Genomic DNA, 21,671 nt, shown 5'->3' with positions numbered 1-21,671 from the left:
GTCATGTTGGAGACATCCCCCGCGAGTGAGGCGGGGACGGCGGGTGTGCGCGGTCAGCGCGAACCCAAGTACTGGGCGCTGAAACAGCACCTGCTGGATCTGCTCGACGCCATGCCACCGGGTTCGCCGATCCCGACGGAACGGGCGCTGGCGGGCGAGTTCACCGTGTCGCGCACCACCGTGCGGCAGGCGCTGGCGGACCTGACGGCCGAGGGCCGCTTGCACCGCGTTCAAGGCAAGGGCACGTTCGCTGCCGAGCCGAAGCTCGCGCAGCGGCTGCAGCTGTCCTCGTACACGGAGGACATGCGCAAGCAAGGCCTGAAGCCGTCGTCGAAACTGCTCGAACTCGAGGAATTGCCCGTGGAGGGCGAACTCGCGAAACTGCTCGCGATCCGTCAGGGTGCGAAAATTCTTCGCCTTCGTCGTCTGCGGCTGGCCGATTCCCAGCCCATGGCGCTGGAGACGACGCACCTGCCGCTCGGGCGCTTCCGCGGGCTGCGCAAGCACATCTCGGCCGGAGGGTCGCTCTACGCAGTGCTTCGTGAGCACTACGGCGTCGAGCTCGAGCGCGCCGAGGAGACGATCGAGACGTCGCTCGCCGGCCCGCAGGAAGCCGAGATGCTCGGCGCGGACGTCGGCATGCCCGTGATGATGCTGACGCGGCACTCGTTCGCCACCGACGGCAAGCCGGTGGAGTTCGCGCGCTCGGTGTATCGCGGCGACCGCTACAAGTTCGTCACGACGCTGCTGCCGTGAGGCGGGCCGGCGGGCCCGCGAGCCGTCGCCGGGCCGGGCGTGGGTGGTTGCGTCCGGACCGGCGTCGCGACACCGTGTGCGCATGACTTTCGAGCGTGCGTGGTGATCGCGCTGTGACGACGACGGACAGCGGGATCCGCTGGGGCACCCCGCTGGCGCGCGGGGTGCTGTGGACGACGATCCTCGGCTCGAGCATGGCCATGCTCGACGGGACGATCGTCAATGTCGCGCTGCCCCGAATCGGCGAAGAGCTCGGCGCCACGGTTGCCGGGCTGCAGTGGATCCTCGACGGCTACATGCTGGCGCTCGCCGCGCTGATCCTCGTGGCCGGCTCGCTCGGCGACCGCTACGGCCGGCGCCGCATGTACCTGATCGGCGTGGTCTGGTTCGGCGTCGCCTCGGGGCTGTGCTCGATCGCCACCTCGACCACGGAGCTGGTGGTCTTCCGGATCATCCAGGGCATCGGCGGCGCGCTGCTGACGCCGGGCTCGCTGGCGATCCTGCAGTCGTCGTTCGCGCACAACGACCGGGCGCGCGCGATCGGCGCGTGGTCTGGGCTGGGTGGTCTGGCCGCCGCGATCGGACCACTGCTCGGCGGCGTGCTGGTGCAGGTCTGGTCCTGGCGACTGGCGTTCCTGATCAACCTGCCGCTGGCCATCGTCGTGGTGCTGATGGCGCTCAAGTTCGTGCCCGAGTCGCGCGACGAGACGGCCACCGGCCACCCGGACTTCACGGCCGCCGCGACAGGCGCGATCGGGCTCGCGGGGATAACCGGGGCGCTGGTCGAAGCGCCCGGCCGCGGCATCGGTGACCCGATCGTGCTGATCGCGCTGGTCGCCGGCATCGCCGGGCTGGGCGTGTTCCTCTGGCTGCAGCACCACTCCCGAGAACCGCTCGTGCCGCCCAGCCTCTTCCGCGACCGGACGTTCACGCTGTCCAACGCACTCACTTTCGTGGTCTACGCCGCCCTCGGCGCCGTGATGATGCTGCTGGTCCTGCAGCTGCAGGTCTCCCTGAACTACCCGCCGACCCTCGCGGGCCTTGCCGGGCTGCCGATCACGATCATCATGCTGCTGCTCTCGGGCCGCTCGGGCGCGCTGGCCCAGCGCATCGGCCCGCGCCTGCAGCTGGTGGTCGGACCCATCGTGATCGGCGTCGGCATGCTGCTGCTGATCCGCGTCGGACCGGGGTCCTCGTACCTCGGTTCGGTGTTCCCCGCGGTGGTCGTCTTCGGCCTCGGATTGGCCTGCACAGTGGCGCCGGTGACCGCGACGGTGCTCGCCGCGGCCCCCGACCGCTTCGCCGGTGTCGCGTCCGGAGTGAACAATGCGATCGCCCGAACGGGTGGTCTTCTTGCGGTCGCGGTGCTCCCCGCGGCGGCCGGACTCACCGGTTCGGCCTACCGCGACCCCGTCGCGCTGACGTCCGGCTGGCGCATGGCACTGCTCATCTGCGCCGTCCTTTCGATCGCCGGGGGCCTCATCGCGTTGGGGATTCACAACGGAGTGCTCGGTTCGCCGGACGATTCCGGAGACGCCTCCGGTGGCGCGGCCGGGCCCGAGGCCAAGCGGACCGTGGACGACGAGTCGCCTCACCTCGGCGAGTGCTTCTCGTGCGGGGTGGACGGACCGCCGACCCACGTCCGCCCGGGCCCGGCGCGCGACTGACCCCCTTCCCCGACCACCCCGGCCCCGACCACCCCAATGTGGCGTTGGTTGCGTTGAGCGCACCCAATGTGGCGTTCGGTGCGTTGAGCGCACCGAACGCCACATTGGGGTGGCTTCGCGCCAGGGTGACGTGAGGTTGATCTTGGCTCAGCGGTACTGCTGCGCCCCGAAGCCGTCGGCCACCGTCGCCGCCAGCTCCAGCAGCGCCAGGCGCGTGTCGCCGCCCAGGCGTTCCAGCTCGACCTCCGCGCCCTCCTCGAGGTGCGCGTCGAACGGGATGCGGCACACAGCGCGGACCTTCGCGCCGAAGTGGGCCGAGAGCTTGTCGAGGTCGACCGAACTGCCCTTCGGGCGCACGGAGTTGATGACCACGACCGAGCGCTTCACCAGGTCGCCGTAGCCGTGGGCCTCGAGCCAGTCGAGCGTGGCCGAGGCGCTGCGCGCGCCGTCGACCGAGCCCGACGAGACGACCACGAGCGAGTCGGCGACGTCGAGCACGCCCTTCATCGCCGAGTGCATCAAGCCGGTGCCGCAGTCGGTGAGCACGATGTTGTAGAAGTGCTCCAGCAGGTTGACCGTGCGCCGGTAGTCGGTCTCGGAGAAGGCCTCCGACACGGCCGGGTCCTGCTCGCTGGCGAGGATCTCCAGCCGGCTCGAACCCTGTGAGGTGTATGAGCGGACGTCGCTGTAGCGGGTGATCTTCTCGGCGTCGCGCAGCAGGTGCCGCACGGTCGCCGTGGTCTCGATGGCGATCTTCTGCGACAGCGTGCCGCGGTCCGGGTTCGCGTCCACGGCCACCACGCGGTCGCCGCGCAGCGACGCGAAGGTCGAGCCCAGTGTGGTCGTGGTGGTGGTCTTGCCGACGCCGCCCTTGAGCGACAGCATCGCGATCTTGTAGCACCCGCGCAGCGGCTGGTTCACGCGCGCGATCAGCTCGCGCCGGCGCGTGTCGGCCGGGCTTTCGCCGGGGTTGAGCAGCTTGCCGGTGCCCACGAACAGCGCCTTGCGCCAGCCGGACTGCGGCGTGCGCTTCGCCTGCTTCACCAGGTGCGCGGTGGTCAGGTCGTCGGGCACGGCCGAGTGCCGGCCGCCCGGCTGCGGCAGGACCGAAGGCTGCTGCTGCGGTTGCTGCTGCTGCGGGTAACCCGCGGGCGGGTACTGCTGCTGCGGCTGCAACGGCGGAAGGTTCTGGTCGTACTGCTGCTGCGCGTACCCGGGCGGAACCTGGCCGGGCTGCGCCGGCTGGGCCACCTGCGCGACGGGCTGACCCGGCACGGCGTGCGGACCCGAGTTCGGGTTGGGCGAGGCCACGACCTGAGTCGGCTGGGCCTCGTACGCGTCCGCTGACGGGTGCGGCGTCGAGTCCGTGCGTTCGTCGGAGAACAGTTCGGCCGCCGGTTCCGGTGTGGGTTCGGGCTGTGCCTGAGCCTGCTCGGGCTGCCCTGGAACACCGCCGGACTCCGCCCGGGTGGCCGCCTCTTCGCTGGGTCCGGTCACCGCTGCCAACCTCCCGATCGCACCGCCTGCTGGATCCTCAGGTATCGACGGTAGTCGGGTGGAGTGTTACGAACCGCGTGGACCCCCGGTCAGTTCACCCCTGCGTAGGAGTGCAGTCCGGCAGTCACCAGGTTGATGAAGAACAGGTTGAAGATCGTCACCGCGAAACCGACGATGTTGATCACTGCCGCCCGCGTGCCGCGCCAGCCCGCGGTGGCGCGGGAGTGCAGGTAGGCGGCGTAAACGACCCACGCGATGAAGGCGACGGTCTCCTTCGGGTCCCAGCCCCAGAACCGGCCCCACGCAGCCTCGGCCCACACCGCGCCGCACAGCACGCCGAAGGTGAAGATGGGGAACGCCACGATCGTGGCGCGGTAGGCGATGCGGTCGAGCACGTCGGCGGCCGGGAGCTTCGGGCCGAAGCCGGGGAACTTGGCCGGGTTGCGGTCATACGCGGTGCGGAAGAGGTAGAGCACGCTCGCCACGCCGGGCACCAGGAACACGCCGGAGCCGATGATCGCGGCCGACACGTGGATGTAGAGCCAGTACGACTGCAGCGCGGGCACGACCGGCGCGGCCACCGTGTAGAGCAGCGTGCCGTTGATGAACATCAGGATCACGACGGGCAGCAGCAGGAAGCCCGTGAGGTGGCGCACCGGGAACTTCCGGATCACGATCAGCCACGCGACCACCGTGATGAAGGTGACCGCCATGCCGTACTCGTACATGTTGCCCCACGGCGCGCGGTGCACGGCGAGGCCGCGCAGCACGATCGCGGTGAGCTGCAGCAGCGCGCCCAGCACCAGCAGCGACGCACCCATGCGGCCGATGCGCTCGGCGCGGCCGACCTCGCGCGGGGCCTCGGGCTCGGCCGGGTTGTCGGCGTCCTCGATCACCGGCCCGCCGGCGCCGACCAGCGACTTCTGCGCGCTGCGCGCGTGGGCCTGGCGGCCCTTCGCGCCGAAGGCCTGCTCGAACAGCGAGAGCAGGAGCGCGAGGACGTAGATCGCCACCGTGGTGGTGTAGAACCAGTCGCTGTACTGCGACAACGTCTCGTTGATCTGCATGCCTCAGCTGCCCTTCCGGCCCGTGACCAGCCGTTCGCTGATCCGCTGGAACTCTTCGCCGTACCCTGCCTGATCGGTGCGCGCCAGCCCGGCGACCTCGATCACGGTACCCGCGTGTCCGTCGTCACCCGGGCGCACCCGCACCCACACCCGCCGCCGCTTGACCAGCAACGATCCGCCCAGGCCCACGAACATCACGATCGCGAAGCCGAGCACGAACACCTGCGTGGGGTCGTGGGAGATCTGGAGGTTCACCCACTTGTTCACGCCGTCGAAGCGGACCTTGGTGCCGTCGTCGAGCGTCACCGACTGGCCGATGGCCAGGTTCTGCCGCGCGACGCGCTTGAGGCGCCCGTCGGCCACGCGGCCCTGGTCGACCTCGAACACCGACTGCCCGCGGCCCGCGTCGAGGCCGAGGTCGCCGCGCAGCACGTCGACGGCGACCATCGGGTTGTTCAGCTCGGGCGCGGTGGAGGTGAGGATCCCGCCGTGGACGAACGACGTCGGCGCGAGCACTCCGGTGATCGCGAGCTGCTTGGTGCGCCGCTGGATCTCGTCGGTGATGCCGGGCTGGTCGAACTTCGTGGCGCCCTGCGAGAGCATCGTGGTCGTGTCGGTGGGCCGCCACTGCGTGTTCTGCGTGCGCTGCTCGCCGTTCGGGAACGTCACGGTGAACTGGGGCGAGTAGCCGTTGCCCAGCAGGTAGACGCGGTCGCCCGCGGTGCGCAGCGGGTCGTTGACCTGGAGGTTGTAGGGCTGCCAGGTGTTGGTCTTGAGGTCGTCGCCCGACTGGAACTGGATGTTCGAGTGGTAGTAGTCGGCCTCGCCGCTGGGCGTGTAGCGCGCGGTGAAGTCGTTGATCTTCACGCAGAACGCGTCGAGGTCGGTGCCGTCGATGCGCAGTCCGGCTTCGAACGAGTCGTAGTTGTAGATGCCGGAGTTGCAGAACTGGCTGCCGTCAGCCTGCACGATGACCTGGCCCTCGTAGCTGTAGAGCTTGCCGAGGGCGAAGAAGATGATCAGGCCGAGCATGCCGAAGTGGAAGAGCAGGTTGCCGGTCTCGCGCAGGTAGCCGCGTTCGGCGGAGATGCTGTAGCCGCCGCCGTCGGCGCCGTCTTCATCCCGCTCGATCTTGCGCCAGCCGGACAGCTGCTTGCGCACGTCTTCGCGGATCGACTCGGGCGTGCGCGAGGTGCGGACGATGCGGTGGTGCGGCATGCGCGCCAGGTTGCGCGGCGTCAGCACGGGCTTCGCGCGCATCTGCTTGACGTAGTCCCAGCTGCGCGGCGTGAGGCAGCCGATGAGCGAGATCATCAGCAGCAGGTAGATCGCCGAGAACCAGACGCTGGAGTAGACGTCGTAGAACTCCAGCTTGTCGAGCAGGGTGCCCCACCAGCCGTGGCTGGTGATGTACTCGTCGACCTTGGCCGCGTTGAGCCGGTTCTGCGGCAGCAGGGCGCCGGGCAGCGCGGCGAGCGCCAGCAGGAACAGCAGCACGAGGGCGGTGCGCATCGACGTGAGGCCGCGCCAGGTGTTGCGCAGGAAGGCGAGCAGCTGCTTGCCGGCCGAGGGCCGGTAGGGGTGCTGCGGGCTGGCCGGGGGCGCTTCAGTGGTGGTCACAGTGGCAACACCAGGTTCGAGGCGACGGAGTTGCGGAGCCAGCCCATGACGTCTCCCCAGAGTCCGGTGACGAGCAGGATGCCGACGACCATCAGCAGCCCGCCGCCGATGAGCTGCACTCGGCGGCCGTTGCGGCGCAGCCAGTCGGTGGCGCGCACGGCCCAGCGGGCGCCGAGCGCGATCAGCAGGAACGGCAGGCCGAGGCCCAGGCAGTAGACGAGCACCAGCAGGTACCCGCGCGCGGCCGCGCCGCCCGTGGCGCTCGCGAGGCTCGTGACGGCCGAGAGCGTCGGGCCGATGCACGGCGTCCAGCCGAGGCCGAACACGGCACCCAGCAGCGGCGCGCCCCAAATCCCGCCGCCCGGCACGCGGTGCGAGCGGACCTCTCGCTGCAGGCCCGGGATCCAGCCGAGGAACACCAGTGCCATCGCGATCGTGAGCACGCCGCCGATGCGCTGCAGCAGGTCCTGGTTGATCAGCAACGTGTCCGCGAGCCAGACGAGCGTGCCGAGCGTCGCGACGAACACGACGGTGAACCCGAGCACGAACAGACCCGCGGCGCCGAGCACGGCGTAGCGGCCCTTCTTGCGTTCCTCGTCGGCACTCACCGCCGGCGCGTCGGCTCCCACCAGCGCCGCCAGGTACGCCAGGTACCCGGGCACGAGCGGCACCACGCAGGGCGACGCGAACGAGATCGCGCCTGCCAGCAACGCCACGCCCGCGGCGAGCAGCAGCGGTCCGGAGATCGCCAGCTCGGACACGGAGTTCACGCACTTGAGAGTAGGCAGTGAGCTTCGCGTAAGACGGGCGGGGGCAGCTCACAGGACGTACGCCACAGCCCGAAGGGGACCAAGGTCCCACTCGTGACCGGCGTTGCCGGACGGATCCGGCCGCGCCGGTCACCGAAGTGAGCGAGCGGGCAGGCGGGCTACTTCTCGGCCAGCAGACCCTTCACCGTCGGCATCAGATCCGACGCCAGGACGTCCCGCAGGAAGATCGCGGCGACGCGGTGCTGCTTGTCGAGGACGATGGTCGAGGGGATGAGGTTGCGGGGGTAGCCCTCGAGGCTCAGCAGCACGCGGCCCGAAGCGTCCCAGATGGACGGGTACGTGATGTCGCGGTCGCGCACGAAGTCCTGGGCGACCGAGCGGGCCGGGTCGCGGACGTCGAGGCCGATGAGCTTGGCGCCGAGCGGGGCCATCTCCTTGCTGGCGGTCTCCAGCTCCGGGGCCTCCGCGCGGCACGGACCGCACCACTGGCCCCACAGGTTGATCACCAGCACCTGGCCGGGGAAGTCGGCGATGGAGAGCTGCTTGCCTTCGTTCATGAGGTCGTCGCCGGCCAGCGTGGGCGCGGTCTGGCGCTGCGCGACCGGGTACTTGATGTCGACCTGGCCGCCAGGCGACACGAAGCTGAAGGTGCCGCCGGAGACGACGGCATCCTTGCCCGTGGAGCAGCCGGCCACCAGCAGGACCGCGGCCATCAGCACACCGAGCGCCCGCTTCATGCGCCCGTCACCTTCGGGTCCGTGGTGCCCGCGGGTTCGCTGTAGACGATGTCCACGAGGGCCTCGCCGTCGAAGACCAGCGACGTCAGCGAAGCCAGCGAGCACTGGCGGTTGCGCGGGTCGTGCCACAGGCGCTTGGCCTCGAGGAACCGGCGCAGCGTCCAGATCGGCAGCTGGTGCGACACGCACAGCGCCTCGCGCCCCTCGGCCTGCTCGCGGGCGCGGTACACCGCGCCGAGCATCCGGTGCGCGATCTCGACGTACGGCTCGCCCCACGATGGGCGGAACGGGTTGACCAGGTGCGGCCACGCCTTGGGCTGGCGCAGCGCACCGTCGCCGACGGCCACGCGCTGGCCCTCGAAGACGTTGCCCGCTTCGATCAGGCCCTCGTCGGTCGCGATGTCGAGGCGGTGGGCGGCCGCGATCGGCGCCGCCGTCTCCTGGGCTCGCTGCAGCGGCGACGCGACGACGTGCGCGAGGTCGTGGCCGGCCACGGCTTCCGCGACGGTGAGCGCCTGGCGCTGCCCGCGGTCGGACAGCCGGAAGTTCGGCAGCCGGCCGTAGAGGATCTTGTCGGGGTTGTGGACTTCGCCGTGGCGCAGGAGGTGGACGACAGTGGTCACGGCTTGACCGCCTCGGCCGCGGCGCGCGCAGCGGCCGGGAGGGCCGCCTCGATCACGCCGAACGCTTCGTCGTCCATCGCGGCGTTCACGAACCACGCCTCGTACGCGCTCGGTGGCGCGTACACGCCGGAGTCGAGCAAAGCGTGGAAGAAGGCCGGGAATCGCCAGGTCTCGGCGGCCTGCGCGCCCGCGTAGTCGCGGACCGCGCCGTCGGCGAAGAAGACGCTCACGAGGTTGCCGGCGTACTGCACGTTGTGCGCGACGCCCGCTTCGGTCAGCGCTGCGTCGAAGAGCCCGCCGAGCCGCTTCGCGTTGGCGTCGAGCGCCGCATACACGGCGTCGTCGGCCGCGCGCAGCGTCGCGAGGCCCGCAGCGACGGCGACGGGATTCCCCGACAGCGTGCCCGCCTGGTAGACGGGACCGCCCGGCGCGAGCTTGGCCATCACGTCGGCGCGACCGCCGAACGCGGCGGCCGGCAGCCCGCCCGACATGACCTTGCCGAAGGTGTAGAGGTCACCGGCCACGCCTTCGAGGCCGAACCAGCCGGCGCGCGAGACGCGGAAGCCCGTCATGACCTCGTCCATGATCAGCAGCGCGCCGTGCTCGTGGGCGATCTCCGCGAGGCCCGCGTTGAACCCGGCATCCGGGGCGATCGCACCCATGTTGCCCGCGGCCGCCTCCGTGATCACCGCCGCGATCTCGCCCTCGTTCTCCACAAAGGACTTCCGCACCGCGTCGAGGTCGTTGTAGGGCAGCACGATCGTGTCGGCGGCCTGCGCACCCGTGACGCCGGGCGAGGTCGGCAGCCCGAGCGTCGCGACGCCGGAGCCGGCCTGGGCCAGCAGCGCGTCGACGTGACCGTGGTAACACCCGGCGAACTTCACGATCTTCGCGCGGCCGGTGAACCCGCGGGCGAGGCGGATCGCGCTCATCGTCGCCTCGGTGCCGGAGTTGACCAGGCGCACCTGCTCGACGGGCTCGACGCGGCCGATGATCTCCTCGGCCAATTCGACCTCGCCGATCGTCGGCGTGCCGAACGACAGCCCGCTCGTGGCGGCCGCGCGCGCGGCCTCGACCACCTGCGGGTGGGCGTGCCCGAGGATCATCGGGCCCCAGGACGAGACGAGATCGACGTAGCGGTTGCCGTCGGCGTCCCACAGGTGGGGGCCCTCGCCGCGGACCATGAAACGCGGGGTGCCGCCGACCGAGTTGAACGCCCGCACCGGCGAGTTCACCCCGCCCGGGACGGCCGCCTTCGCGCGTTCGAACCAAACCTTGGACTGCTCGGTGCCAGTGCTCACCCGTCCAGTCTCGCAAATCCCCGAGCCGACATCGCGCGCGCGGGCGGCGGTGCTCCTAATATGGCCGATCACGGGCGGTTCGCCAGGTACCGCCGAGCCGGCGTGACGGGGAGGGAACGTGACCACGCCCACCCACCGACGCAACCCCTGGGTCGTGCTCGTGGTGTTCTTCGTGCTGGTCGCCGTGGTCGCCATCGTGGGCTCGCTCGCGGCCACGTCGGCGCCCGAGACGTACGCGAGGCTCGTGCTGCCTGATTGGGCACCGCCGGCGAAGCTGTTCGGTCCCGTGTGGACACTCCTGTACGTGCTGCTCGCGTTCGCCGGCTGGGTCTACTGGCGCACGGACGGCGAGACGCAGGGCTTCGCCATGTACGGCGTCAGCCTGCTGTTCAACCTGCTGTGGGCACCACTGTTCTTCGCGGGCGGCTCCACGCGGCTGGCCTGCGTGGACATCATCCTGCTCGGCTTCACCACGCTGATGACGATCGGCCTGTTCTACCGCCGCTCGCACCTGGCCGCGGTGCTGCTGCTGCCGTACTTCTTCTGGATCGTCTACGCGACGGCGCTGAACGTGGCGATCATCGCGCTGAACGAGAACCTCAACTAGCTGCTCGCGCCCGTGTAGCGACGCAGGCCGGTGCGCCACACGAGGATCGCGACGAGCACTGCGGCGGCCGTGGTGACCAGCGCGCCGAGTACGAGCAGCGCGTCGGCCGGGCGGGCGAGGACGCGGGCGGGCGCCGAGGCGACCACCGCGAGCGGCAGCACGTAGGTGAACACACGCCGCAGTGGCCGGGCGTAGATGTCGGCGGGATAGCGGGCGAGCTGCCAGACGTTGCCGAAGAGGCTGTACAGGTCGATCTTCGGCGCCCAGAACGCGAGGCCCGCGAAGATCATCCCGACCGCCCAGGTCGTCACCGTCGCGGCGGCCACGAGCACGGCCCACACCGAGAACGCACCGGCACCGGGAACTGCGGCAGCTCGGCCGCGCCGGCGAAGACCACGCCGAGCCCCAGCAGGATCTGCACGCCGGCGAGCGGCGCGGCCGTGGCGAAGCTGACGAGGAACAGGCTGGGCGCCGGCTGCAGCCGGTGGTGGTCGAGGCGGCCCTCGCCCGTGCGGCGCAGGAGGGAGTTGTGGCCCTCCACGCGGTCGTCGGCGAGGCTGGCGCTGTCGGTGATCACGAGGAAGGTGACCTCGCCGGGTTCGCTCGCCAGCGCCTGGTGGCGGTAGTCCACACCGCGAGCCGCGTAGTCCGTGGCAGCCGCGAACTTCCGGTGCACGTAGCGGTTTGCCTCGAACGCCACCACCGTGCACTCCGGCACGGCCGCGGCGACCTTCAGCGACGTCTCGGCCTCGTACGCGCCGGCTTCGACGAAATTCGGGGCCGCAGCAGGGAAATCAGGTCGAGGAACACTGCGTCGAGTTCCGCGACCGTGCTGCGTGTCCGAATTTTTCTTTCCTGGAACCGGAAATTCACTGGAACGCTCCCGTCGTGCGACACCGGCCTCTCTCCAGTGATCCACGCGCGACACGCCGCGAGCAAGGAAGACCAAGGGACTTACCACCGTCAGGGGTCCGATGGGTGCACGATCGGACACGGAACCGGGTACCGCCGGTTAAGGCGGCACCCGGCCGGGTAATTAGGGCTGGATGCGGTAACGCTCGGCGACGGCGTGGAAAGCCGCCTTGGGCTCCCAGGGCAGGCCCGGGTACGTTGTGCCGCCGCGGCCTTCCAGCACCTTGACGATGCCGCCGCCGGCGAGGTCGAGGTCGTCGCGCGGGTCGCCGTCGGGGCGGTGCGGGTGCGTGCGCAGGGCGAAGAGGTAGACGAACGCGCCGTCCACGCCTTCTTCTTCGAAGATCTCCAGGAGCTCGGTCAGGTACCGGGCTTGGCCGGGCTCGTCGCGTTCGTAGACGTCATTCAGCCGGATCGGCCGGCCGTGCTCGTCGTTCTCGACGATCTCCATGCTGCGCGGCGCGACGTCACCGGCGCCGCGCCAGGTGGCCGTGCCGAACCCCGTGATGACCACGGGTTTGCCCTGTTGTGTCAACATCCGCACGCCTTCGCGGAACACGTCGGCGACGGCGGCCGAGCGGATCAGCTCCAGCGTCGTGAAGTCGAACAGGTCCCAGTCGACGCGTTCGAACTGGATGGCCGCGTAGGTGACCTTGCCGCCGAAGGTCTTGCGGATCGCCGGCACGGCTTCGCGGAAGAAGTCGTCGAGGCGTTCGCTCACCGTTGCCAATCGAGCGGGCCGGTCGGCGGGGTCGCCGAGCAGCCAATCGAGGCGCTGCTCCAGCGTGGCGCCGTCGGCGAAGCCCTGGACCATCACCGACAGCTCGGCCCCGGCGACGAACACGACCTCCGCCCCAGTGCGCCTGATCCGTTCGGCGCGTTCGGCGCAGTCTGCGAACAGTTCGTGCAGCTCGTCGACGGTCAGGTCCAGCGGGTACGGCGAGAACCACACCTCCAGGCCCAGTTCGGCGGCGAGGCGCCCGGCTGTCTCCAGCCGCTCGGGGACGCCGCCGACGAGCTGGACGGCGGTGCAGTGCAGGTCGTCGCGGATGATCGTGAGCTCGCGCCGGACGACGTCCGCGTCGAAGTCGTCCCAGGAAGTGGCCCCGTTCTTGAGGAATCCGGTGTCGTAGGCAATGCCGTTGGCTCTCATGGCGGCGAGGCTAGCTCGCGAAGTTGCGTGCGCGCAAGATTGCGGATCCGCAGTTTTTCGGCTTTACTGGGCCGGTGACCGGTCTGCGTGAACGCAAGAAGCAAGCCACCCGCACGGCGTTGAGCGAGGCGGCGTTGCGACTGGCGCGGGAGCGTGGGCCGGAGAACGTGCGGGTCGACGACATCGCCGAAGCCGCCGGGGTTTCGCCGCGGACGTACAACAACTACTTCGCCAGCCGGGAGGACGCGATCGTCTTCGCGGTGACCAGCGATCGTGAATCGCGGGTTGCGGCCGCCGTCCGTGCTTCTTCGGGCAGCTTGGCCGACGCGGTGGTGGAGGCCGTGGTCACGCAGTACACCGAGCCCGACGAGGACGCCCGCGAAGCGCTGCTGCTCATCACGACGAGCCCCGCGTTGCGCACCGCGTACGCGCGCTCGGCGGGGGCCCTGGAACCGCCGTTGACCTCCGTGCTGGCGGAGCGCGTGCCGGACGGGCCCACTGCCCGCGTGCTGGCGGCCGCCGTCGCCGCCGCCGTGCGGATCGCGCTCGAACAGTGGGCCCAGCCGGTGACCTCGGGTTTTGTCGTGGTGTCGGGTTCACTGCCGAACCTGCTGCGATCGGCGCTCGCCCCGTTGGTGCCGGCGTTGACCGCCGCTCAGGCCAGGCCGGAGGCGGACAGCGGGTCGTAGCCGGGCGTCCGGATCAGCTCCTGCAGCTGCCTGCGGCGGACGCCGACGTTGCTGCCTTCGAGGACCGGGTACGACAGCGGTCCATGAGGTGACGGACCGCGGACGATACCCAGTTACCGACCAAACGGTAAGTAATCGAGTTTCACGGGGTCAGCGGGCAGGCTGCTGCACGATCGCCTGCGCCGCGACAGTGCCGTCGGAGCCGGGGCGGCCCTGGACCGTGACGGTGGCGCCGGGTTTGAGGTCGGAGAGCTTGCCGGGCTGGGTGAGGCCGACGGTGGTGGAGTCCGAAGTGGACACGGTGACATCGGCGCCCTGCGCGGTTTTCAGGGTGACGGTGGTGCCGTCGACCTTTTCGACCGTGCCGACGGTGCCGCGGCCGGCGCCGCCGCGCGCGCCGGTGAAGCCGCCGGCGCCCTGGCCCGCGCCCTGTTGGCCGGCGCCTTCCTGGCCGGTGCCGGTGCCGGTGCCTTGACCGGTGCCGCGGCCGCCGAAGGCGCCGCGGGCGCCACCCTGCTGGCCGCCCGTGCGGGCAGCGGCGGCACCGCCGCCGCCGGAGCCGGAGCCGAGTGCCGAGTGCGTCCAGGCGCCACCGGCGAAGGACAGGGCGATGACCAGCAGGCCGGCCAGCACGAACGTCGGTTTGCCGAACGGCTTGGCAACCCGCTTCATCTCCTGGTTGAGGTCACCCTCGACGGCCGGGGAAGCCACGATTTCCTCAGGCGACGGAGAAGAAGAAAGCGAAGCAGCCAACGGCGCCGTCACCGGCAGAAACTCGGTCGTCGGCTCGTCGGGGACGGGGTTTCCCAACCCGGGCGACTGGGTGGACGAAGACATGTGCGAAGGCTCCTACTCGTGCCGGAGGGCGTCGATCGGGCGCAGGCGCGAGGCCCGGTTCGCCGGGAAACTGCCGAAGAAGAGACCGATCAGTGCCGATACCGCGAAGGCCAGCACGATCGACGACGGCACCACCACCGGGGTGATGCCCGCGAAGCTGAACTGGCTGCCGACCACGCCGATCACCACGCCGAGGAACCCGCCGAAGAGGCTCAGCATCGTGGCCTCGGCGAGGAACTGGCCGAGGATCGCCGCCCGCGGCGCGCCGATCGCCTTGCGGATGCCGATCTCGCGGATCCGCTCGGTCACGGTCACCAGCATGATGTTCGTGACGCCGATTCCGCCCACCAGCAGGGAAATCGCCGCGACGGCACCCAGCAGCACTGTGAACGTCTGCGTGGCCGACGTCCGCGTCGCCAGCAGCTGTTCGGAGTTCTGGATCTGGTAGTCGGGTGTGCCGCCGAGGCGGATGCCGTGTCGGGCGTTGAGGATCGCGGTGATCTCGGCCTGCGCGAGCGACACCGAGTCGGCCGACGTGGCCTGCACGGCGATCTGGCTGAGGTTGCCGTAGCCGGCGAGCGAGTTCTGCACCGCGCTGATCGGGGCGATCGCGACGTCGTCGGCGTTCTGCAACCCAGTGCTGCCCTTGGCCTGCAGCACGCCGACCACGGTGAACTGGATGCTGTTGAGCAGCACGTTCTTGCCCACCGGCTCGGCGCCGCCGAAGATCGACTGCGCAGTGGTCGGCCCGAGCACCACGACCTTGCGCGCCTGCTTCACGTCCTCGGAGGTGAACAGCGCCCCGTCGGCGATCTGACGGTTGGTGGTGGCGAAGTAGGCCGGTTCGGTGCCCGTGACGGACGAGATGTCGTACGACGTCTGCCCGTAGGTGGCCGTCGCGTTGGTGTTGACCACCGGCGAAGCGGCCTTCACGTCGGGTGCGCCGACCGGATCCACGAGCGCGTGGGCGTCCTGCACGGTCAGCGGACGGGCCTCGCTGCCCTGCCCGCCGCCCCGCGACGGCGACACGTTCACCACGTCCGTGCCCAGACCCTGGATGCTGGCGGCGATCGCGGCGGAAGCGCCGTTGCCCACCGCCACCAGCAGGATCACCGAAGCGACGCCGATCGTGATGCCGAGCGTGGTGAGCGTGGAGCGCAGCTTGTTGGCGGTGAGGCCGCGCACCGCGAAGCGCAGCACCTCGAACACGTTCACGCGACCACTCCGACGCTGCGGTTGCGCTCGTCGGCCACGATCCGCCCGTCGCTGACCCGCACCACGCGGTGCGCGTGCTCGGCGACCTCGTCCTCGTGCGTGATCACCACGATGGTGCGGCCCAGGGCGTTGAGCCGGTCGAACACGCCCAGCACGTCTTCGGTGCTGGCGCGGTCGAGGTTGCCGGTGGGCTCGTCGGCGAGCAGCAGCGCCGGCCCGGTCACCAACGCTCGCGCCACGGCGACACGTTGTTGCTGCCCACCGGAAAGCTCACTCGGCAGGTGCTTGGCGCGCTCGGTGAGCCCCACCATTTCCAGCGCGGCCAACGCCCTTGTCCGGCGCGCAGCCCGGCGTAGTCCACTGTAGACGAGTGGAAGCTCCACATTGGACAACGCACTCGTTCGCGGCACGAGGTTGAACGACTGGAAGATGAAGCCGATCTTGCGGTTGCGCAGCAGGGCGAGCTGGCGTTCGTTGAGGTCCGCGACGCTGAAGCCGTCGAGCAGGTACTTGCCCGAGGTCGGCACATCGAGGCAGCCCAGCATGTTCAGCAGCGTCGACTTGCCGGAGCCGGACGCGCCCATGATGGCCACGTACTCCCCCGGCCGCACGACCAGTTCGACCCCGCGCAGCGCGTGGACGGCCGTCTCGCCGGCGCCGTAGGTCTTGCGCAGCGCGGAGACCGCGATCACGGGTTTCATCCGCGTCCCCCGCCACCGAAGCCGCCGGTCTGGCCACCGCGGAAGCCGCCGCCGGCGCCACCGGTGCCACCCGTTCCACCGAAGCCACCGATTCCGCCGCCGCGCTGTCCGGCGCCGCCCGTGGTCGTGGTCGGCGACGCGGCCGTGAGCACCACGCTGTCACCCTCGTTGAGGCCCGACTTGATCTCCACAGTGGACTCACCGCGCACACCGATCTGCACCTGCTCCGGCACATCGCGGCCGTTCTGCTGCACCGTGACGATGTTCGTGGTGCCCGTGGTGGTGACCGCAGCGGCCGGCACGCTCAGCACGTTGTCGGCCTCCGCGACGGTGATCACGACGCTCGCCGACTGCCCGGGCCGCAGCCCCGACGGCGGGTTGGTGAGCGTGAGCTGCGCGCCGTAGGACACGACGCTGCCGCTGGTCGTGGGCGTGAGGTCGATTTTCGACACCGACGCCTGGATCGGCTGGTCGGGCGAGGCGTTGAGCGTGACGGTGGCCTTCTGGCCCGCCTTGACCTTGCTCACGTCGATCTCGGCCACGGAGGTGTCCACGAGCAAGTTGGTCATGTCTGTGATCTGGACGAAGCCGGTGGACGACGAGCTGCTCGAGGAGCTGCTCGACGCACTCTGGCCGTTGCCACCGTTGCCACCGCTGCCGCCCGAGGAGCCCGTGCCGCCGGAGCTTCCGGACCCGCCGCTGCCGGCCTGCTGGCCGACAGTGCCGTTGACCGCGGTCACGGTGCCGGCGCCCGGCGCGGTGAGCACCGTCGCGTCGACGGCCGCCTGGGCCGTGTCGACGTCGAGCTGTGCCTGGTCCACTTTGGCCTGCAGCGAGGTGGTGGACTCCTGGGGCGACTGGGACTGCTGGCCCTGGCCTTGTCCTTGGCCGGAACCGGAGCTCGTGTCCGAGGTAGCGGCGTCCTCGCCGTCGGCGAGGTTGTCCTCGGCCACGTCGAGGTTGGCCTTGGCCACCTGCAGCTGTTTCTCGGCCTGCGTGGAGTCGATCGTGGCGAGCTTCTGTCCCGCGCTCACCACGTCACCGACCTTCACGTCGATGCTCGTGACCTTGCCGGAGGTGGTGAAGTTGGCGGCGCCGGTGTAGCCGCTCGAGAGGGTGCCCGCGGCGGAGACCGTTTCGGTCACGTCGCCGCGGCGCACCGGTGTGGTGCGGGTCTGTGCCTGGGCGGTGTTGCTCGCCGGCGTGAATGCTTGGTAGATCCCGAAAGCCGCACCGCCGAGCAGTACGACCAGCACCCCGTTGATGACCCATGTCCGGGTACGCAGCCGCGTCATGGGCGCAACACTGGTGGCGCTGCTTAGCAGTCAGCTGTTGGTTCCCTGTGGGCCAGCTGTGGATGTGGCGCCTCGAGTTGCGGACTCAGTGCTTGTTGCGACGGTGCCGCGCACTCACCGCGAGCAACAGCTGACGAACCGCGTCCACCACGAGCACGGCGCACAGCGCGCCGAGCGCGAGTGCCCCCGCGATGTGGCCGCCGAAGTACCGCTGCGAAGCCAGCTGGGCGCCGTCGCCGGCGGTGGTGACGACCGTGACGACGCCCGCGTGCCACAGCAGGAACGCCAGCCACAGCGCGACCGCGGCCACAACCAGCTCGCCGAGCGCCACGAACGCGCGCCACGGCTGGTTGAGCCGCGCCGCTTTGGCCGAATCGCCGGGCCACAGGTCGGCGCCGGTCGGCTGGGGAAGGTCGATCACGGGATCAAGCCTCTCAGGTTTCGGGCCCTGCGTCATTTCGCCTCGTTCGCCTCGACGAGCCGGGTGAGCGCCGCCTTCAGCGCCTCGACGTCACGGGCCCACGCGAGCACGACCGTGCCGTCGTCGAGCTTCACGGGCAGCTCGTCGTACTTGTTCGGCACGCTCCAGCCACCGCCGAGCACTCGCGCGCCGACGGGGGTGCCCACGTCGGTGACGTCCGCGATCCGCTTGGCCTCGACGCTTTCGCGGCCCTGCCGCAACGCCTGGGTGGTCACTTCCAGTGAGAGGAACCGCCGACGCGCGTAGACCCACGGAATCGTGAGCCCGCAGAGCGCGACCGCGACAAGCAGCCACGGGATCCAGTGCACCGGGCCGCCGGTCGCCAGCTCCGCCACCGCGCCCAGCACCGCGAACAGCGGCCCCCAGGCCAGCGAGCGCCAGCCGACGCCGGGTTCGGAGTAGAGCGTGCGGTCCATTACAGCTTCTTGCCGACCTTGGGGAAGAAGTCCCTGGTGCTCGGCAGGTACAGCAGCACCACCAGGATCACCAGCAGCAGCGACGACACCACCGAGAACACGCTGCGCACGAGCCCGAGCTGGAACACCAGCCCCAGCAGCGCCAGCATTGTGACCACGGAGCGGGCCGAGCGCGTGCCCTCGCGGGCCTTGTAGGCGAACAGCACCATGATGACGCTGTAGCAGAGCGCGCCGACGAACAGCGCCCACACGAGCGTGGTGGCGTTGGACTCGAGCTGCGCCATGTCGAGCTTGCGGCCCGGCGCCGTCGCCTTCACGGCCTGGTCGACGAGCTGCTGCTTGAAGAAGATCGTGACGACCTGGCCGATCAGCAGCACCACGGACGCGACGATCGTGAGGATGAACGCGGCCTGCACCGGTCCGGGAGCCTTCGCCTTCGCAGGCTCCTCGGCGTTCTGCATGTACCCCGGGTACGACGCGACGGGCGGCGCCGGCGGGAAGCCGGTCGGGAGCTCTTTCGCCTGCTCTTCGACCTTTTCGGCCTGCTCGGCTTCGTTCGGCGCAGGCTCCGGCTTCGCGAGGTTGTCGCTGGTCAGCCCCGCGGGTTCGGCGGTGTTGTCGTCCTTCTCGGCCACTCGTGGACTCTAGCCCAGTGCGGGCTCAGTCGAGCCAGGCGGCGGCTTCGGCGGCCCAGTACGTGAGGATCAGGTCGGCGCCCGCGCGCCGGATCGACGTGAGCACCTCCAGGATCGTGCGCTCGCGCTCGAGCCAGCCGTTGGCCGCGGCGGCCTCGACCATCGCGTACTCGCCGGAGATGTTGTACGCCGCCACCGGAACCGGCGAGATGTCAGCCGCCGCCTTGATGACGTCCAAATAGGACAGTGCCGGCTTGACCATGATCATGTCGGCGCCCTCGGCGAGGTCCAGCTCGATCTCGCGCAACGCTTCACGGGCGTTGCCCAGGTCCTGCTGGTAGGTCTTGCGGTCGCCCTTGAGCTGCGAGTCGACGGCCTCTCGGAACGGGCCGTAGAACGCGCTGGCGTACTTGGCCGAGTAGGCGAGGATCGCCTTGTCGCTGTGGCCCACCTCGTCGAGCGCGCGGCGGATCACGCCGACCTGGCCGTCCATCATGCCGCTGGGCCCGAGCACATGCGCGCCCGCTTCCGCCTGCGCCACGGCCATTTCCGCGTACACGCGCAGGGTCGCGTCGTTGTCCACGGCGCCGTCCGCGTCGAGCACGCCGCAGTGGCCGTGGTCGGTGAACTCGTCGAGGCACGTGTCGGCCATCAGGACGGTCGCGTCCCCGAGCTCGTGGCGCAGGTCCCGCAGCGCGACGTTGAGGATGCCGTTCTCGTCGACCGCGCCGGACCCTTCGGCGTCCCTCTTGGCCGGCACACCGAACAGCATCAGCCCACCCACGCCGGCGTTCACCGCCTCCACCGCGGCCTTCCGCAGCGTGTCCCGGGTGTGCTGCACAACCCCCGGCATACTCGAAATCGGCCGCGGCGCGCCGATACCCTCGGCCACGAACATGGGCAGAATCAGCTGACGCGGGCGAAGCGTCGTTTCACCGACCAGCCTGCGCATGGCCGGCGTGGTACGGAGCCTGCGGGGTCGATGCTCAGGGAACACGTCGTTCACGGTACTCCGGCACGAAGGCGATCAGTTCGGCTGCCCTCGGGAAAAACCACGTTCTGACAAGGTGTCCGGAAACCTCGGGACACGAGAAAGGGCCCCTCTCCGAATACCGGAGAAGGGCCCTTCCCGAACCACGAACCGTCAGCTACGACGCGCCCGCTTCGCCTTCCGAGGCGGCGGCAAGGCCCCCTCCGCGCGAAGCCGGGCGGCGTGCTCCGCCAGGGCGTCCACCAGGTGCGGCACGTCGGCCTTCTCCGGCTGGACGTCGACGCGCAGGCCGAACTCCACGGCGGTTTCCGCGGTCTTCGGGCCGATGCACGCGACCAGGGTGCGTGTGTGCGGCTTGCCGGCGATGCCGACCAGGTTGCGCACCGTCGAGGACGAGGTGAAGCAGACCGCGTCGAAGCCGCCGGTCTTGATCATCTCGCGGGTCTCGGCGGGCGGCGGGGCGGCGCGGACCGTGCGGTAGGCCGTGACGTCGTCGATTTCCCAGCCGCGGTCGCGCAGGCCGGCGGACAACGTTTCGGTGGCGATGTCGGCGCGCGGCAACAGCACCCGGTCCACCGGGTCGAGCACGTCGTCGTACGGCGGGAACTCGGCCAAGAGCCCTTCGGACGACTGCTCGCCCGACGGGATCAGCTCGGGGATGATGCCGAACGAGCGGACCTTGGCGGCCGTCGAGGCGCCGACGCAGGCGATCTTCACGCCGGAGAACGCGCGGGCGTCGAGGCCGAACTCCTCGAACTTCTCCCACACCGCGCGCACCGCGTTGGTGGAGGTGAAGACGATCCACTGGTAGCGGCCGTCGACGAGGCCCTTCACCGAGCGCTCCATCTGCGCCGGGCTGCGGGGCGGCTCGACGGAGATCGTGGGCACCTCGTGCGAGGTCGCGCCGTGGCTGCGCAGCCGGTCGGCCATCTCGCCGGCCTGCTCCTTGGTGCGCGGCACCAGGACCTTCCAGCCGTAGAGCGCGCGCGACTCCCACCACGACAGCTTCGAGCGATGCCCGGCGGCCTGGCCGATGGTCACGATCAGCGGGCCGACGAGCTCACCCGCGTCGTTGCCGAGCGTGCTGAGCGTGGAGTCGAGGGTGCGCTGGGTGTTGATGGTGCCGTTGGCCGTCACCGCGACGGGCGTGGACGGCGGCATGCCCTTCTCCGTGAGCCGGCTCGCGGCCTCGGCGAGGTGCGCCGAGGTGGCGTGCAGCACGAGCGGGCCGGGCTGCGCGGCAAGCGCCGCCCAGTCGACCTCGCCGCGGACGTCGACCTCGGTGTGGGTGCCGCCCAGTGCGACACCGGCGTAGGCCGGCACCGCGGCGCCGGGGGAAACGCCCGGGATCACCTCGAACACGGCGGACGTGCGGGCCACGGCCTGCACCTCGTTCACCACGGCGGGGGTGGTCAGCGGGTCGCCGGCGACCAGGCGCAGCACGAGCCGCCCGGCCTTGGCCTCGTTGGTCAGGTCCTTCGACACGTCGGCGGGCTCACCGACGGCGGGCCGGACCTCGGCGCCGGGGGCGGCGAAGGCGAGCACGGCGGCAGGCACGTCGGGATCGGTCACCACGACCTCGGCCTTGGCGAGCAGCTCCTGGGCGCGGACTGTGAGCAGCCCGGCGTCACCGGGGCCCGAGCCCACGAAGGCGACGCGCCCAGCGGTCTTGCGAGCGGGGGTCATCTCTGGCGTTTCTCC

Annotated in this window: 23 protein-coding genes; 4 read left to right on the top strand and 19 right to left on the bottom strand. The window is 70.4% G+C overall.

Annotation, left to right across the window (positions count from 1 at the left end; translation table 11 throughout):
- Window positions 1-3 precede the first annotated feature (3 nt).
- Together ABZU76_RS10445 and ABZU76_RS10440 are read left to right on the top strand one after the other, a co-directional pair.
- The gene (locus tag ABZU76_RS10445) at window positions 4-756 is read left to right on the top strand and encodes a GntR family transcriptional regulator (RefSeq protein WP_354867163.1); all 753 of its coding nucleotides are present in this window, start codon (window positions 4-6) and stop codon (window positions 754-756) included.
- A 113-nt stretch (window positions 757-869) separates the two neighbouring features.
- The gene (locus ABZU76_RS10440; RefSeq protein ID WP_354867161.1) at window positions 870-2,423 is read left to right on the top strand and encodes an MFS transporter; all 1,554 of its coding nucleotides are present in this window, start codon (window positions 870-872) and stop codon (window positions 2,421-2,423) included.
- A 147-nt stretch (window positions 2,424-2,570) separates the two neighbouring features.
- Here the strand turns inward: ABZU76_RS10440 and ABZU76_RS10435 are convergent, their stop codons facing one another.
- From ABZU76_RS10435 to hemL, 7 genes are all read right to left on the bottom strand, one after another.
- Window positions 2,571-3,920, bottom strand: coding sequence for an AAA family ATPase (locus ABZU76_RS10435; protein ID WP_354867158.1), 1,350 nt, complete (start codon window positions 3,918-3,920; stop codon window positions 2,571-2,573).
- Window positions 3,921-4,009: 89 nt separating this feature from the next.
- Window positions 4,010-4,987 carry a c-type cytochrome biogenesis protein CcsB gene (ccsB, locus tag ABZU76_RS10430; RefSeq protein WP_220245960.1) on the bottom strand — a complete coding sequence of 326 codons (978 nt, stop codon included), beginning with the start codon at window positions 4,985-4,987 and terminating at the stop codon, window positions 4,010-4,012.
- 3 nt (window positions 4,988-4,990) lie between these two features.
- Complete coding sequence (locus ABZU76_RS10425; protein WP_354867155.1) at window positions 4,991-6,607, bottom strand: cytochrome c biogenesis protein ResB; 1,617 nt, start codon at window positions 6,605-6,607, stop codon at window positions 4,991-4,993.
- The gene (locus tag ABZU76_RS10420) at window positions 6,604-7,377 is read right to left on the bottom strand and encodes a cytochrome c biogenesis CcdA family protein (protein ID WP_354867153.1); all 774 of its coding nucleotides are present in this window, start codon (window positions 7,375-7,377) and stop codon (window positions 6,604-6,606) included. The genes ABZU76_RS10425 and ABZU76_RS10420 overlap by 4 nt, the downstream gene beginning before the upstream one ends.
- A gap of 158 nt (window positions 7,378-7,535) precedes the next feature.
- Entirely contained in the window at window positions 7,536-8,114 is a 579-nt protein-coding gene (locus ABZU76_RS10415; RefSeq protein WP_354867150.1) for a TlpA disulfide reductase family protein, read from the bottom strand.
- The gene (locus ABZU76_RS10410) at window positions 8,111-8,737 is read right to left on the bottom strand and encodes a histidine phosphatase family protein (protein WP_220245956.1); all 627 of its coding nucleotides are present in this window, start codon (window positions 8,735-8,737) and stop codon (window positions 8,111-8,113) included. The genes ABZU76_RS10415 and ABZU76_RS10410 overlap by 4 nt, the downstream gene beginning before the upstream one ends.
- Window positions 8,734-10,038, bottom strand: coding sequence for a glutamate-1-semialdehyde 2,1-aminomutase (hemL, locus tag ABZU76_RS10405; RefSeq protein WP_354867148.1), 1,305 nt, complete (start codon window positions 10,036-10,038; stop codon window positions 8,734-8,736). Before hemL ends, ABZU76_RS10410 begins: the two co-directional genes overlap by 4 nt.
- Before the next feature lie 118 nt (window positions 10,039-10,156).
- On the opposite strand from hemL, the gene ABZU76_RS10400 reads away from it, so the two are divergent.
- On the top strand, window positions 10,157-10,645 hold the full coding sequence (locus tag ABZU76_RS10400) for a TspO/MBR family protein (RefSeq protein WP_354867146.1): 489 nt from the start codon (window positions 10,157-10,159) through the stop codon (window positions 10,643-10,645).
- On the opposite strand, the gene ABZU76_RS10395 is transcribed toward ABZU76_RS10400, so the two are convergent.
- From ABZU76_RS10395 to ABZU76_RS10385, 3 genes are all read right to left on the bottom strand, one after another.
- The gene (locus ABZU76_RS10395; protein WP_354867144.1) at window positions 10,642-10,977 is read right to left on the bottom strand and encodes an ABC-2 family transporter protein; all 336 of its coding nucleotides are present in this window, start codon (window positions 10,975-10,977) and stop codon (window positions 10,642-10,644) included. The genes ABZU76_RS10400 and ABZU76_RS10395 overlap by 4 nt on opposite strands.
- Window positions 10,953-11,363: a hypothetical protein gene (locus tag ABZU76_RS10390; protein ID WP_354867142.1), complete on the bottom strand. Its 411-nt coding sequence runs from the start codon at window positions 11,361-11,363 to the stop codon at window positions 10,953-10,955. The genes ABZU76_RS10395 and ABZU76_RS10390 overlap by 25 nt, the downstream gene beginning before the upstream one ends.
- A 318-nt stretch (window positions 11,364-11,681) precedes the next feature.
- On the bottom strand, window positions 11,682-12,710 hold the full coding sequence (locus tag ABZU76_RS10385) for a hypothetical protein (RefSeq protein ID WP_354867139.1): 1,029 nt from the start codon (window positions 12,708-12,710) through the stop codon (window positions 11,682-11,684).
- A 74-nt stretch (window positions 12,711-12,784) separates the two neighbouring features.
- On the opposite strand from ABZU76_RS10385, the gene ABZU76_RS10380 reads away from it, so the two are divergent.
- Window positions 12,785-13,399, top strand: a complete 615-nt coding sequence (locus tag ABZU76_RS10380) for a TetR/AcrR family transcriptional regulator (RefSeq protein WP_354867136.1) — start codon at window positions 12,785-12,787, stop codon at window positions 13,397-13,399.
- A gap of 150 nt (window positions 13,400-13,549) precedes the next feature.
- Here the strand turns inward: ABZU76_RS10380 and ABZU76_RS10375 are convergent, their stop codons facing one another.
- From ABZU76_RS10375 to ABZU76_RS10335, 9 genes are all read right to left on the bottom strand, one after another.
- Window positions 13,550-14,236, bottom strand: a complete 687-nt coding sequence (locus tag ABZU76_RS10375) for a DUF5666 domain-containing protein (protein WP_354867133.1) — start codon at window positions 14,234-14,236, stop codon at window positions 13,550-13,552.
- A 12-nt stretch (window positions 14,237-14,248) separates the two neighbouring features.
- A complete protein-coding gene (locus tag ABZU76_RS10370; protein WP_220245949.1) occupies window positions 14,249-15,451 on the bottom strand; it encodes an ABC transporter permease in 1,203 nt (400 codons plus the stop codon).
- Window positions 15,448-16,152, bottom strand: coding sequence for an ABC transporter ATP-binding protein (locus tag ABZU76_RS10365; protein ID WP_354867130.1), 705 nt, complete (start codon window positions 16,150-16,152; stop codon window positions 15,448-15,450). Before ABZU76_RS10365 ends, ABZU76_RS10370 begins: the two co-directional genes overlap by 4 nt.
- Entirely contained in the window at window positions 16,149-17,447 is a 1,299-nt protein-coding gene (locus ABZU76_RS10360) for an HlyD family efflux transporter periplasmic adaptor subunit (RefSeq protein WP_354867128.1), read from the bottom strand. The genes ABZU76_RS10365 and ABZU76_RS10360 overlap by 4 nt, the downstream gene beginning before the upstream one ends.
- 85 nt (window positions 17,448-17,532) lie before the next feature.
- The gene (locus ABZU76_RS10355) at window positions 17,533-17,868 is read right to left on the bottom strand and encodes a hypothetical protein (RefSeq protein ID WP_354867126.1); all 336 of its coding nucleotides are present in this window, start codon (window positions 17,866-17,868) and stop codon (window positions 17,533-17,535) included.
- 32 nt (window positions 17,869-17,900) lie between these two features.
- On the bottom strand, window positions 17,901-18,344 hold the full coding sequence (locus ABZU76_RS10350; RefSeq protein WP_354867124.1) for a hypothetical protein: 444 nt from the start codon (window positions 18,342-18,344) through the stop codon (window positions 17,901-17,903).
- Window positions 18,344-18,979, bottom strand: a complete 636-nt coding sequence (locus tag ABZU76_RS10345) for a hypothetical protein (RefSeq protein ID WP_354867122.1) — start codon at window positions 18,977-18,979, stop codon at window positions 18,344-18,346. Before ABZU76_RS10345 ends, ABZU76_RS10350 begins: the two co-directional genes overlap by 1 nt.
- 25 nt (window positions 18,980-19,004) lie before the next feature.
- Window positions 19,005-19,976: a porphobilinogen synthase gene (gene hemB, locus ABZU76_RS10340; RefSeq protein WP_354867120.1), complete on the bottom strand. Its 972-nt coding sequence runs from the start codon at window positions 19,974-19,976 to the stop codon at window positions 19,005-19,007.
- 147 nt (window positions 19,977-20,123) lie between these two features.
- The gene (locus ABZU76_RS10335; protein WP_354867117.1) at window positions 20,124-21,656 is read right to left on the bottom strand and encodes a bifunctional uroporphyrinogen-III C-methyltransferase/uroporphyrinogen-III synthase; all 1,533 of its coding nucleotides are present in this window, start codon (window positions 21,654-21,656) and stop codon (window positions 20,124-20,126) included.
- Window positions 21,657-21,671: the final 15 nt, after the last annotated feature.

It is taken from the genome of Amycolatopsis sp. NPDC005232, assembly GCF_040607795.1.
Taxonomy (GTDB): domain Bacteria; phylum Actinomycetota; class Actinomycetes; order Mycobacteriales; family Pseudonocardiaceae; genus Amycolatopsis.
The sequence above is the reverse complement of the archived record's forward strand: the minus strand, read 5'-3'. Positions and strand labels throughout refer to the sequence as shown.